This is a genomic window from Klebsiella sp. A52, assembly GCF_018388785.1.
GTDB classification, from domain to species: domain Bacteria; phylum Pseudomonadota; class Gammaproteobacteria; order Enterobacterales; family Enterobacteriaceae; genus Klebsiella; species Klebsiella aerogenes.
This window is the reverse complement of sequence record NZ_CP074437.1, coordinates 1,212,958-1,226,515: the sequence shown is the minus strand read 5'-3', so window position 1 is coordinate 1,226,515 and position 13,558 is coordinate 1,212,958. Positions and strand designations below refer to the sequence as shown.

The following is a 13,558-nucleotide window of genomic DNA, read 5'->3' as shown; positions in this document are numbered from 1 at the left end:
CTGTTTTGCTCTATAGACCCGACAGAGGGGACGCATGACAACCTTAAGCTGTAAAGTGACCTCGGTGGAGGCGATTACCGATACCGTGTATCGCGTTCGATTAGTACCGGAAGCGGCATTCTCTTTCCGCGCCGGCCAGTATCTGATGGTGGTGATGGACGAGCGCGACAAGCGTCCGTTTTCTATGGCTTCCACGCCGTCAGAGCATGAGTTTATCGAGCTGCATATCGGTGCTTCTGAACTCAATCTGTATGCGATGGCGGTGATGGATCGCATTCTGAAAGAGCGTGAAATTGAGGTTGATATTCCGCATGGCGAAGCGTGGCTGCGCGATGACGAAGATCGTCCGCTGATTCTGATCGCCGGTGGTACCGGATTCTCTTATGTGCGTTCTATTCTGTTAACCGCGCTGGCGCGTAACCCGGATCGCGATATCGCCATTTATTGGGGCGGCCGCGAGGCTAAACATCTGTACGATCTGGCCGAGCTGGAAGCGTTAAGCATCAAGCATCCGAATCTGCGCATCGAGCCGGTGGTCGAGCAGCCGGAAGAAGGATGGCGCGGCCGTTCCGGTACGGTACTGACTGCGGTGCTGCAGGATTACGGTACGCTGGCCGAGCATGATATTTACATTGCCGGTCGCTTTGAGATGGCCAAGATTGCCCGCGACCTGTTCTGTAATGAACGCGGCGCGCGCGAAGACCGCCTGTTTGGCGATGCGTTTGCCTTTATCTGAAAATAAAAAACCCGCCCCTGACAGGCGGGAAGAACGGCAACTAAACCCCCTCTAATCCATTATTGCCTGTTGGCTGGCAGGCAATAATGGCATCGAGTTTTTTACCTACATCCGCTCAAATACGGTGGCGATCCCCTGGCCTAAACCGATGCACATGGTTGCCAGACCGAACTGCGCGTCTTTACGTTCCATCTGATTGATCAAGGTGGTGCTAATACGCGCCCCGGAACAGCCCAACGGGTGGCCGAGCGCGATCGCGCCGCCGTTAAGGTTGATCTTCTCGTCAATCTGCTCCATTAACCCCAGATCTTTAATACACGGCAGGATCTGCGCGGCAAACGCTTCATTCATTTCAAAGACGTCGATATCGCTGGTGGATAATCCCGCTTTTTTCAGCGCCAGCTTTGAAGCCGGAACCGGGCCATAACCCATAATGGACGGGTCGCAGCCGACTACCGCCATTGAGCGGACGCGAGCGCGTGGCTTCAGCCCCAGCTCACGGGCGCGGCTTTCGCTCATCAGCAGCATCGCCGCCGCGCCGTCGGAAAGTGCGGAAGAGGTGCCCGCTGTTACCGTGCCGGTCACCGGATCGAAAGCCGGTCTCAGCGCCGCCAGCGCTTCGACGGTGGTTTCCGGACGGATCACTTCGTCGTAATTGAAGGATTTCAACACACCATCGGCATCGTGACCGCCGGTCGGGATGATCTCCGCTTTAAATGCTCCGGATTGCGTCGCCGCCCAGGCGCGAGCGTGAGAGCGTGCGGCGAATTGATCCTGCATTTCGCGGCTAATGCCGTGCAGACGCGCCAGCATTTCCGCGGTCAGCCCCATCATACCGGCGGCTTTCGCCACATTACGGCTAAGGCCCGGATGGAAATCGACACCGTGGCTCATTGGTACATGGCCCATGTGCTCAACGCCGCCAATCAGGCAGACGCTGGCGTCGCCGGTCATGATCATTCGGGCGGCATCATGCAGCGCCTGCATGGAGGAACCGCACAGGCGGTTAACCGTTGTCGCTGGTACCGAGTGCGGGATTTCCGCCAGCAGCGCGGTGTTACGGGCAATGTTGAAACCCTGCTCCAGCGTTTGTTGCACGCAGCCCCAGTAAATATCGTCAATCGCGCTCGCCTCAAGGGACGGGTTACGCGAAAGCAGGCTTCGCATCAGGTGTGCGGAGAGGTCTTCCGCGCGCACGTTGCGAAAGGCGCCGCCCTTTGAACGGCCCATCGGGGTGCGAATTGCATCGACAATGACAACCTGTTCCATTGTGACTCCTTAAGCCGTTTTCAGTTCGCCAACCGGACGGGCTGGTTCTACTGGAGGATAATACGCTTCGTTATGACGGGCCTTGTTACGCAGACCCTCCGGCACGGTATAAAGCGGGCCGAGGTGCTGGTATTGCTGCGCCATATCGAGATATTTTGCGCTGCCGATGGTGTCCAGCCAGCGGAATGCGCCGCCGTGGAACGGAGGGAAGCCCAGGCCGTATACCAGCGCCATATCCGCTTCCGCCGGGCTGGCGATGATGCCTTCTTCCAGGCAACGAACAACTTCGTTAACCATTGGGATCATCATACGGGCGATAATCTCTTCATCGCTGAAATCGCGCTTCGGCTGGCTGACTTCGGCCAGCAGACTATCGACCGCGGCGTCTTCTTCTTTTTTCGGTTTGCCTTTACTGTCTTCTTTATAACGCCAGAAACCGAGGCCGTTCTTCTGGCCGAAACGGTTGGCGTCAAACAGCGCGTCGATCGCATCGCGATAATCTTTCTGCATTCGCTGTGGGAACCCCGCCGCCATGACCGCCTGGGCATGGTGCGCGGTATCGATGCCGACAACATCCAGCAGATAGGCCGGGCCCATCGGCCAGCCAAACTGTTTTTCCATTACTTTATCGACTTTGCGGAAGTCCGCGCCGTCGCGCAGCAGCTGGCTGAAGCCTGCGAAGTAGGGGAACAGGACGCGGTTGACGAAGAAGCCGGGACAATCATTCACCACGATCGGCGTTTTGCCCATTTTGCTGGCCCAGGCCACGACTTTGGCAATGGTCTTATCCGAAGTTTTCTCACCGCGGATCACTTCAACCAGCGGCATGCGATGTACCGGGTTAAAGAAATGCATACCACAGAAATTCTCCGGGCGCTGCAGAACGCTGGCCAGCTCGCTGATAGGAATCGTTGAGGTGTTGGAAGCCAGCACGGTGTCCGGACGCACTTTCTCTTCGGTTTCCGCCAGTACCGCTTTCTTCACTTTCGGGTTTTCCACCACCGCTTCAACGACGACGTCCACGCGGTCAAAACCGCTATATTCCAGCGTTGGCTGAATGGTGCTAATCACTCCGGCCAGCTTCAGGCCGTCGATTTTTCCGCGTTCCAGCTGTTTATTCAGCAGCTTCGCCGCTTCGGTCATGCCAAGGGTCAGCGATTTGTCGCTGATGTCTTTCATCACCACCGGCACGCCTTTCCAGGCTGACTGATAAGCAATGCCACCACCCATAATGCCGGCGCCTAATACGGCGGCGTGCTTCGGTGTTTCGACATCTTTGGTCAGCTTTTTCGCTTTCGCTTTGACGTACTGGTCGTTAAGGAAGATGCCGACCAGCGCGCGCGCTTCGTTGGTGTGCGCCAGTGGGACAAAACTCTGGTTTTCCAGCTTCAGCGCGTCGTCACGACCAAGACGCGCGGCGGCTTCGATGGTTTTTACCGCGGTGATCGGCGCCGGATAATGTTTTCCAGCGGTTTGCGCGACCATGCCTTTGGCAATAGTAAAGCTCATGGCGGCTTCAACTTTGCTGAGCTTCAGCGGTTCCAGTTTCGGCTGACGTTTGGCTTTCCAGTCCAGATCGCCATTAATCGCCTGACGCAGAATCGCCAGCGCGCCGTGATGCAGTTTTTCCGCGGCAACAATGCCGTCAACGAGGCCAATTTTCAGCGCTTGATCGGCACCGACGTCTTTACCGGCGGCAATAATTTCCAGCGCGCTATCGGCACCGAGCAGGCGCGGCAGACGTACGGAACCGCCGAAGCCAGGCATAATGCCCAACTTGGTTTCCGGCAGGCCGATGCGAAGATCCGGCGTCGCGAGGCGATAGTCGGTCGCCAGCACGCATTCGCAGCCGCCGCCCAGCGCATAGCCGTTAACCGCTGACAGCGTAGGAACCGGTAAATCTTCCAGGCGATTGAAGACGCTATTGGCAAAGTGCAGCCACTGGCTCAACTGTTCTTCCGGCACCAGGAATAGCGAAAGGAATTCGGTGATATCGGCGCCGACGATAAAGGCCGCTTTTTCAGAGCGCAGCAGCAGCCCTTTGAGATCTTGTTGTTTTTCGAGTACGTCCAGCGCGTGACCGAGGCTGGCAACGGTTGCAGTATCAAGCTTGTTAACCGAGCCGGGGGCGTCGAAAACCAGTTCGGCAATGCCATCTTCCAGCCAGTCGAGGTACAGGGTGTCGCCTTTGTAGAGCATGTCAGTCTCCTGAATCCAGCAATATGATCTGGTCATACCAGATGAATCGGAGTGTGGAATTTATGTTAAGAAAATGCAAATTACTCTTTAAATAATTGCTGGTCGGATCACATCCGGTAGAAATCACCCGGCCTGGAACCAATGTGCTAAGATGCGGAGAATCACGATCCAATAAAAGCAAAGGATAAAAGATGGAATCACTGGCCGCGCTTTATAAAAATCATATCGTTACCCTACAAGAACGTACCCGCAAAGTATTAGACCGCTTCAAGCTGGATGCTCTGCTGATCCACTCCGGCGAGCTGATTAATGTCTTCCTCGACGATCATCCGTATCCGTTTAAAGTTAACCCGCAATTTAAGGCGTGGGTGCCGGTGACCCAGGTGCCAAACTGCTGGCTGCTGGTGGATGGCGTGAATAAACCGAAGCTGTGGTTCTATCTGCCGGTCGATTACTGGCACAACGTTGAGCCGCTGCCGACCTCTTTCTGGACCGAAGAAGTGGACGTGATTGCGTTGCCGAAAGCCGACGGCATTGGTGGTCAACTGCCCGCGGCGCGTGGCAATATTGCGTATATCGGCCCGGTGCCGGAGCGTGCTATCGGTCTGGAGATCGCGGCAGACAAAATCAACCCGAAAGGCGTTATCGACTATCTGCATTATTATCGCGCTTACAAAACCGACTATGAGCTGGCTTGTATGCGTGAAGCGCAGAAATCGGCGGTCAACGGCCATCGCGCGGCCCACGAAGCTTTCCAGTCGGGGATGAGCGAGTTCGATATTAATCAGGCTTACCTGACGGCGACCGGTCATCGCGATACCGATGTTCCTTACAGCAACATCGTGGCGCTGAATGAGCATGCGGCCGTATTGCATTACACCAAGCTGGATCACCGTGCGCCAACCGAGATGCGCAGCTTCCTGTTGGATGCCGGCGCAGAGTACAACGGCTATGCCGCGGACCTGACGCGTACCTGGGCAGGTCACAGCGACAACGACTTCGCGCAGCTGATTAAAGACGTTAACGACGAACAGCTGGCGTTGATCAGCACCATGAAGGCCGGCACCAGCTACGTTGATTACCATATTCAGTTCCATCAGCGCATCGCAAAGCTGCTGCGTAAACACCAGTTAGTGACCGGCATGAGCGAAGAGGCGATGGTGGAAAACGATCTGACCGGGCCGTTTATGCCGCACGGGATTGGTCATCCGCTGGGCCTGCAGGTTCATGATGTCGCCGGTTTCATGCAGGACGATACCGGTACGCATCTGGCGGCGCCGTCGAAGTATCCTTACCTGCGCTGCACCCGTATTCTTGAACCGCGTATGGTGTTGACCATCGAACCAGGCATCTACTTTATTGAGTCGCTGTTGGCGCCATGGCGTGAAGGGCAGTTCAGCAAGCACTTCAACTGGCAGAAAATTGAAGCCATGAAGCCGTTTGGCGGGATCCGTATCGAAGATAACGTGGTGGTTCACGAAAACAGTATCGAAAATATGACGCGCGATCTGAAACTGGCGTAATGGAAAGTTGGTTGGTGCCGGCCGCGCCGGTGAGCGTTGTTGAAGAGATCAAAAAGAGCCGTTTCATAACGCTGTTGGCGCATACCGACGGCGTGGCGGCGGCGAAAGCGTTTGTCGAATCGGTCAGGGCTGAGCACCCGGACGCTCGTCACCACTGTGTGGCATGGGTTGCCGGGCCTCCTGATGATTCACAGCAGCTGGGTTTCTCTGACGATGGCGAACCGGCGGGAACGGCAGGTAAACCCATGCTGGCGCAGCTGATGGGCAGCGGCGTCGGCGAGATAACCGCGGTGGTGGTGCGCTACTACGGTGGTATTCTGCTGGGTACCGGCGGCCTGGTGAAGGCCTATGGCGGCGGCGTCCATCAGGCGCTTGCGCAGTTGAAAACGCAGCGCAAGACGCCGTTAACCGCATATACTTTGCAATGTGAATACGGACAGCTAGCCGGGGTAGAAGCGCTGCTGGCGCAGTTCTCGGGCATTATTGTGGAAAGCGAATATCAGGCGTCTGTGCAACTGCGTGTCGCGCTTCCGCAAGCTGAAGTGGCCCCTTTTTCAACAAAACTGGCTGATTTTAGTCGTGGTTCATTGCAATTACTGAAGATTGACGAATAATCCCCACCTGATTTTTTTGTAACCCAAAGGAAGCGCCACAGATGCATTTTCGCGCGATAACCCGAATCGTTGGACTGTTGGTCATCTTATTTTCGGGGACGATGATTGTCCCGGGATTAGTGGCCCTGATATATCGCGATGGCGCGGGGCGAGCTTTCACCCAAACCTTCTTTGTTGCCCTGGCGATCGGCTCCATGCTGTGGTGGCCGAACCGTAAGCAAAAAGGCGAACTGAAATCCCGCGAAGGGTTTCTGATTGTCGTGCTGTTCTGGACCGTGCTGGGCAGCGTCGGTGCGTTACCGTTTATCTTTGCTGAACAGCCTAATCTGACGGTGACGGATGCCTTTTTTGAATCCTTCTCCGGCTTAACCACTACCGGTGCGACGACGCTGGTGGGGCTGGACTCACTGCCTCATGCCATCCTGTTCTATCGCCAGATGCTGCAGTGGTTCGGCGGTATGGGGATCATCGTGCTGGCGGTGGCGATTTTGCCTATCCTCGGCGTCGGGGGGATGCAGCTCTACCGGGCGGAAATGCCGGGCCCGTTGAAAGATAATAAGATGCGCCCGCGTATCGCCGAGACGGCAAAAACGCTGTGGCTTATTTATGTCTTATTAACCGTCGCCTGCGCATTGGCGCTGTGGTTTGCCGGAATGCCGGCATTCGACGCGATTGGCCATAGCTTTGCGACCATCGCTATCGGCGGCTTCTCAACTCACGATGCCAGCGTCGGCTACTTTAATAGCCCGATGATTAACTCCATCATCGCCATCTTCCTGCTGATCTCCGGCTGTAACTATGGCCTGCACTTTTCGCTATTAAGTGGACGCAGTTTGCGGGTTTACTGGCGTGACCCGGAATTCAGAATGTTTATCGGTGTTCAGCTAACCCTGGTTATCGTCTGTACACTGGTATTGTGGCTACATAATGTCTACGGCTCGGTGTTAACGACGCTGAACCAGGCGTTCTTCCAGGTGGTGTCGATGGCGACGACCGCTGGGTTTACCACCGACAGTATTGCGCGCTGGCCGTTGTTCCTGCCTGTGCTGTTACTTTGCTCTGCATTTATCGGCGGCTGCGCCGGGTCAACGGGTGGTGGTTTGAAGGTCATTCGTATTCTGTTGCTGTTTAAACAGGGGAATCGTGAACTTAAACGCCTGGTGCATCCAAACGCCGTCTATAGCATTAAGTTAGGTAACCGCGCGCTGCCGGAACGTATTCTGGAAGCCGTATGGGGGTTCTTCTCCGCCTATGCGCTGGTCTTTATCATTAGTATGTTGGCTATTATCGCTACCGGCGTTGATGACTTCTCTGCTTTTGCTTCAGTTGTGGCGACGTTGAACAACCTGGGGCCAGGGCTTGGGGTCGTTGCCGATAACTTTGCGACAATGAACCCGGTCGCGAAATGGATCCTGATTGCTAATATGCTGTTTGGTCGTCTGGAAGTGTTCACCTTATTGGTGCTCTTTACCCCCACTTTCTGGCGCGAATAACAGGAGTGCTCGTGAAAACTTTAATTCTTTTCTCCACCCGTGACGGGCAGACCCGTGAAATTGCCTCATACCTGGCCTCCGAACTTAAGGAGCTGGGAATTGATGCGGATACCGTGAACCTGAACCGTACCGACACGGTTGAGTGGCATCACTACGATCGCGTCGTGATTGGCGCCTCTATACGCTATGGGCACTTCCATCCTGCGCTGGACCGCTTTGTGAAAAAGCACCTGGCATCACTGCAGGCGTTGCCGGGAGCATTCTTCTCGGTAAACCTGGTGGCGCGCAAAGCGGAAAAGCGGACGCCGCAAACCAACAGCTATACGCGCAAGTTTCTCCTTAATTCGCCGTGGCAGCCGCAGAGCTGCGCGGTATTTGCCGGCGCGCTGCGTTATCCGCGCTATCGCTGGTACGATCGCTTTATGATTCGTTTAATTATGAAGATGACCGGCGGCGAAACGGACACCAGTAAAGAAGTGGTTTATACGGATTGGCCGCAGGTGGCCAGATTCGCTCAAGAAATCGCGCAAATGACGAGCAAATAGCGCGTAAAACTCGCGTTATGGTGGAAAATCGAGCGAACGAAAAGTTTTTTTGAATTTCCTCTTGTCACTTCAGAATTACCCCCTATAATGCGCCACCACTGACACGGAACAACGGCAAACAAGCCGCCGGGTCAGCGGGGTTCCGGTGAGAACCTCGCGGAGAAAAGCAAAAATAAATGCTTGACTCTGAGGCGGGGAAGCGTAATATGCACACCCCGCGCCGCAGCGAAAAACGAAGCGGCACTGCTCTTTAACAATTTATCAGACAATCTGTGTGGGCACTCAAAGTGACATGGATTCTTAACGTCCTCGGACGAAAAATGAATACCAAGTCTCTGAGTGAACATGCGTAATTCATTACGAAGTTTAATTCACGAGCATCAAACTTAAATTGAAGAGTTTGATCATGGCTCAGATTGAACGCTGGCGGCAGGCCTAACACATGCAAGTCGAGCGGTAGCACAGAGAGCTTGCTCTCGGGTGACGAGCGGCGGACGGGTGAGTAATGTCTGGGAAACTGCCTGATGGAGGGGGATAACTACTGGAAACGGTAGCTAATACCGCATAACGTCGCAAGACCAAAGTGGGGGACCTTAGGGCCTCATGCCATCAGATGTGCCCAGATGGGATTAGCTAGTAGGTGGGGTAATGGCTCACCTAGGCGACGATCCCTAGCTGGTCTGAGAGGATGACCAGCCACACTGGAACTGAGACACGGTCCAGACTCCTACGGGAGGCAGCAGTGGGGAATATTGCACAATGGGCGCAAGCCTGATGCAGCCATGCCGCGTGTATGAAGAAGGCCTTCGGGTTGTAAAGTACTTTCAGCGAGGAGGAAGGCGTTAAGGTTAATAACCTTGGCGATTGACGTTACTCGCAGAAGAAGCACCGGCTAACTCCGTGCCAGCAGCCGCGGTAATACGGAGGGTGCAAGCGTTAATCGGAATTACTGGGCGTAAAGCGCACGCAGGCGGTCTGTCAAGTCGGATGTGAAATCCCCGGGCTCAACCTGGGAACTGCATTCGAAACTGGCAGGCTAGAGTCTTGTAGAGGGGGGTAGAATTCCAGGTGTAGCGGTGAAATGCGTAGAGATCTGGAGGAATACCGGTGGCGAAGGCGGCCCCCTGGACAAAGACTGACGCTCAGGTGCGAAAGCGTGGGGAGCAAACAGGATTAGATACCCTGGTAGTCCACGCCGTAAACGATGTCGACTTGGAGGTTGTGCCCTTGAGGCGTGGCTTCCGGAGCTAACGCGTTAAGTCGACCGCCTGGGGAGTACGGCCGCAAGGTTAAAACTCAAATGAATTGACGGGGGCCCGCACAAGCGGTGGAGCATGTGGTTTAATTCGATGCAACGCGAAGAACCTTACCTACTCTTGACATCCAGAGAACTTAGCAGAGATGCTTTGGTGCCTTCGGGAACTCTGAGACAGGTGCTGCATGGCTGTCGTCAGCTCGTGTTGTGAAATGTTGGGTTAAGTCCCGCAACGAGCGCAACCCTTATCCTTTGTTGCCAGCGGTTAGGCCGGGAACTCAAAGGAGACTGCCAGTGATAAACTGGAGGAAGGTGGGGATGACGTCAAGTCATCATGGCCCTTACGAGTAGGGCTACACACGTGCTACAATGGCATATACAAAGAGAAGCGACCTCGCGAGAGCAAGCGGACCTCATAAAGTATGTCGTAGTCCGGATTGGAGTCTGCAACTCGACTCCATGAAGTCGGAATCGCTAGTAATCGTAGATCAGAATGCTACGGTGAATACGTTCCCGGGCCTTGTACACACCGCCCGTCACACCATGGGAGTGGGTTGCAAAAGAAGTAGGTAGCTTAACCTTCGGGAGGGCGCTTACCACTTTGTGATTCATGACTGGGGTGAAGTCGTAACAAGGTAACCGTAGGGGAACCTGCGGTTGGATCACCTCCTTACCTTAAAGAACCTGCCTTTGTAGTGCTCACACAGATTGTCTGATGAAAGTAGAGAAGCAAGGCGTCTTGCGATTGAGACTTCAGTGTCCCCTTCGTCTAGAGGCCCAGGACACCGCCCTTTCACGGCGGTAACAGGGGTTCGAATCCCCTAGGGGACGCCACTTGCTGGTTCGTGAGTGAAAGACGCGCGCCGACATATCTCAAAACTCATCTTCGGGTGACGTTTGAGATATTGCTCTTTAAAAATCTGGATCAAGCTGAAAATTGAAACGACACACAGTTAATGTGTGTTCGAGTCTCTCAAATTTTCGCAATCAGAAGTGAAACATCTTCGGGTTGTGAGGTTAAGCGACTAAGCGTACACGGTGGATGCCCTGGCAGTCAGAGGCGATGAAGGACGTGCTAATCTGCGAAAAGCGTCGGTAAGGTGATATGAACCGTTATAGCCGGCGATGTCCGAATGGGGAAACCCAGTGTGATTCGTCACACTATCGTTAACTGAATACATAGGTTAACGAGGCGAACCGGGGGAACTGAAACATCTAAGTACCCCGAGGAAAAGAAATCAACCGAGATTCCCCCAGTAGCGGCGAGCGAACGGGGAGCAGCCCAGAGTCTGAATCAGCTTGTGTGTTAGTGGAACGGTCTGGAAAGTCCGACGGTACAGGGTGATAGTCCCGTACACCAAAATGCACAGGTTGTGAACTCGAAGAGTAGGGCGGGACACGTGGTATCCTGTCTGAATATGGGGGGACCATCCTCCAAGGCTAAATACTCCTGACTGACCGATAGTGAACCAGTACCGTGAGGGAAAGGCGAAAAGAACCCCGGCGAGGGGAGTGAAAAAGAACCTGAAACCGTGTACGTACAAGCAGTGGGAGCACCTTCGGGTGTGACTGCGTACCTTTTGTATAATGGGTCAGCGACTTATATTCTGTAGCAAGGTTAACCGTATAGGGGAGCCGCAGGGAAACCGAGTCTTAACTGGGCGTTAAGTTGCAGGGTATAGACCCGAAACCCGGTGATCTAGCCATGGGCAGGTTGAAGGTTGGGTAACACTAACTGGAGGACCGAACCGACTAATGTTGAAAAATTAGCGGATGACTTGTGGCTGGGGGTGAAAGGCCAATCAAACCGGGAGATAGCTGGTTCTCCCCGAAAGCTATTTAGGTAGCGCCTCGTGAATTCATCTTCGGGGGTAGAGCACTGTTTCGGCTAGGGGGTCATCCCGACTTACCAACCCGATGCAAACTACGAATACCGAAGAATGTTATCACGGGAGACACACGGCGGGTGCTAACGTCCGTCGTGAAGAGGGAAACAACCCAGACCGCCAGCTAAGGTCCCAAAGTCACAGTTAAGTGGGAAACGATGTGGGAAGGCACAGACAGCCAGGATGTTGGCTTAGAAGCAGCCATCATTTAAAGAAAGCGTAATAGCTCACTGGTCGAGTCGGCCTGCGCGGAAGATGTAACGGGGCTAAACTGTGCACCGAAGCTGCGGCAGCGACACTATGTGTTGTTGGGTAGGGGAGCGTTCTGTAAGCCTGCGAAGGTGGCCTGTGAGGGTTGCTGGAGGTATCAGAAGTGCGAATGCTGACATAAGTAACGATAATGCGGGTGAAAAGCCCGCACGCCGGAAGACCAAGGGTTCCTGTCCAACGTTAATCGGGGCAGGGTGAGTCGACCCCTAAGGCGAGGCCGAAAGGCGTAGTCGATGGGAAACAGGTTAATATTCCTGTACTTGGTGTTACTGCGAAGGGGGGACGGAGAAGGCTATGTTAGCCGGGCGACGGTTGTCCCGGTTTAAGCATGTAGGCGGAGGTTCCAGGTAAATCCGGTACCTTTTTAACGCTGAGGTGTGATGACGAGGCACTACGGTGCTGAAGTAACAAATGCCCTGCTTCCAGGAAAAGCCTCTAAGCATCAGGTAACATCAAATCGTACCCCAAACCGACACAGGTGGTCAGGTAGAGAATACCAAGGCGCTTGAGAGAACTCGGGTGAAGGAACTAGGCAAAATGGTGCCGTAACTTCGGGAGAAGGCACGCTGATATGTAGGTGAAGCCCCTGCGGGTGGAGCTGAAATCAGTCGAAGATACCAGCTGGCTGCAACTGTTTATTAAAAACACAGCACTGTGCAAACACGAAAGTGGACGTATACGGTGTGACGCCTGCCCGGTGCCGGAAGGTTAATTGATGGGGTTATCCGTAAGGAGAAGCTCTTGATCGAAGCCCCGGTAAACGGCGGCCGTAACTATAACGGTCCTAAGGTAGCGAAATTCCTTGTCGGGTAAGTTCCGACCTGCACGAATGGCGTAATGATGGCCAGGCTGTCTCCACCCGAGACTCAGTGAAATTGAACTCGCTGTGAAGATGCAGTGTACCCGCGGCAAGACGGAAAGACCCCGTGAACCTTTACTATAGCTTGACACTGAACATTGAGCCTTGATGTGTAGGATAGGTGGGAGGCTTTGAAGCGTGGACGCCAGTCTGCGTGGAGCCAACCTTGAAATACCACCCTTTAATGTTTGATGTTCTAACGTTGGCCCCTTATCGGGGTTGCGGACAGTGTCTGGTGGGTAGTTTGACTGGGGCGGTCTCCTCCCAAAGAGTAACGGAGGAGCACGAAGGTTAGCTAATCCTGGTCGGACATCAGGAGGTTAGTGCAATGGCATAAGCTAGCTTGACTGCGAGCGTGACGGCGCGAGCAGGTGCGAAAGCAGGTCATAGTGATCCGGTGGTTCTGAATGGAAGGGCCATCGCTCAACGGATAAAAGGTACTCCGGGGATAACAGGCTGATACCGCCCAAGAGTTCATATCGACGGCGGTGTTTGGCACCTCGATGTCGGCTCATCACATCCTGGGGCTGAAGTAGGTCCCAAGGGTATGGCTGTTCGCCATTTAAAGTGGTACGCGAGCTGGGTTTAGAACGTCGTGAGACAGTTCGGTCCCTATCTGCCGTGGGCGCTGGAGAATTGAGGGGGGCTGCTCCTAGTACGAGAGGACCGGAGTGGACGCATCACTGGTGTTCGGGTTGTCATGCCAATGGCATTGCCCGGTAGCTAAATGCGGAAGAGATAAGTGCTGAAAGCATCTAAGCACGAAACTTGCCCCGAGATGAGTTCTCCCTGAGACTTTAAGTCTCCTGAAGGAACGTTAAAGACGATGACGTTGATAGGTCGGGTGTGTAAGCGTAGCGATACGTTGAGCTAACCGATACTAATGAACCGTGAGGCTTAACCTTACAA

The 13,558-nt window shown here is 54.4% G+C and carries 7 protein-coding genes, 1 tRNA gene and 2 rRNA genes; 8 read left to right on the top strand and 2 right to left on the bottom strand.

The features are described 5' to 3' along the window. Window positions 1–34: 34 nt before the first annotated feature. Window positions 35–736, top strand: a complete 702-nt coding sequence (gene fre, locus KGA69_RS05660; RefSeq protein WP_008807928.1) for an NAD(P)H-flavin reductase — start codon at window positions 35–37, stop codon at window positions 734–736. Between the two features lie 105 nt (window positions 737–841). On the opposite strand, the gene fadA is transcribed toward fre, so the two are convergent. Both fadA and fadB read right to left on the bottom strand, forming a co-directional pair. Beyond that, complete coding sequence (gene fadA, locus KGA69_RS05655; RefSeq protein WP_213292894.1) at window positions 842–2,005, bottom strand: acetyl-CoA C-acyltransferase FadA; 1,164 nt, start codon at window positions 2,003–2,005, stop codon at window positions 842–844. Between the two features lie 9 nt (window positions 2,006–2,014). Then, window positions 2,015–4,204, bottom strand: a complete 2,190-nt coding sequence (fadB, locus tag KGA69_RS05650) for a fatty acid oxidation complex subunit alpha FadB (protein ID WP_045395620.1) — start codon at window positions 4,202–4,204, stop codon at window positions 2,015–2,017. A gap of 191 nt (window positions 4,205–4,395) precedes the next feature. On the opposite strand from fadB, the gene pepQ reads away from it, so the two are divergent. The 7 genes from pepQ to KGA69_RS05615 all read left to right on the top strand — a co-directional run bounded on the left by pepQ (window position 4,396) and on the right by KGA69_RS05615 (window position 13,554). Continuing rightward, a complete protein-coding gene (pepQ, locus tag KGA69_RS05645; RefSeq protein ID WP_047045732.1) occupies window positions 4,396–5,727 on the top strand; it encodes a Xaa-Pro dipeptidase in 1,332 nt (443 codons plus the stop codon). Then, window positions 5,727–6,341 (top strand): IMPACT family protein, encoded by a 615-nt coding sequence (locus tag KGA69_RS05640; RefSeq protein WP_047078532.1) that lies wholly within the window; start codon window positions 5,727–5,729, stop codon window positions 6,339–6,341. The genes pepQ and KGA69_RS05640 overlap by 1 nt, the downstream gene beginning before the upstream one ends. 41 nt (window positions 6,342–6,382) lie before the next feature. Next, window positions 6,383–7,834, top strand: coding sequence for a Trk system potassium transporter TrkH (gene trkH, locus KGA69_RS05635; RefSeq protein WP_015368834.1), 1,452 nt, complete (start codon window positions 6,383–6,385; stop codon window positions 7,832–7,834). An 11-nt stretch (window positions 7,835–7,845) separates the two neighbouring features. Continuing rightward, complete coding sequence (hemG, locus tag KGA69_RS05630; protein WP_047066646.1) at window positions 7,846–8,379, top strand: menaquinone-dependent protoporphyrinogen IX dehydrogenase; 534 nt, start codon at window positions 7,846–7,848, stop codon at window positions 8,377–8,379. A 388-nt stretch (window positions 8,380–8,767) separates the two neighbouring features. Continuing rightward, window positions 8,768–10,307 (top strand): 16S ribosomal RNA (locus KGA69_RS05625). 85 nt (window positions 10,308–10,392) lie between these two features. Then, window positions 10,393–10,468, top strand: a tRNA-Glu gene (locus tag KGA69_RS05620). A gap of 181 nt (window positions 10,469–10,649) precedes the next feature. Next, window positions 10,650–13,554, top strand: a 23S ribosomal RNA gene (locus KGA69_RS05615). The 16S and 23S rRNA genes sit together here with 1 tRNA gene alongside, the layout of an rRNA operon. Window positions 13,555–13,558 lie beyond the last annotated feature (4 nt).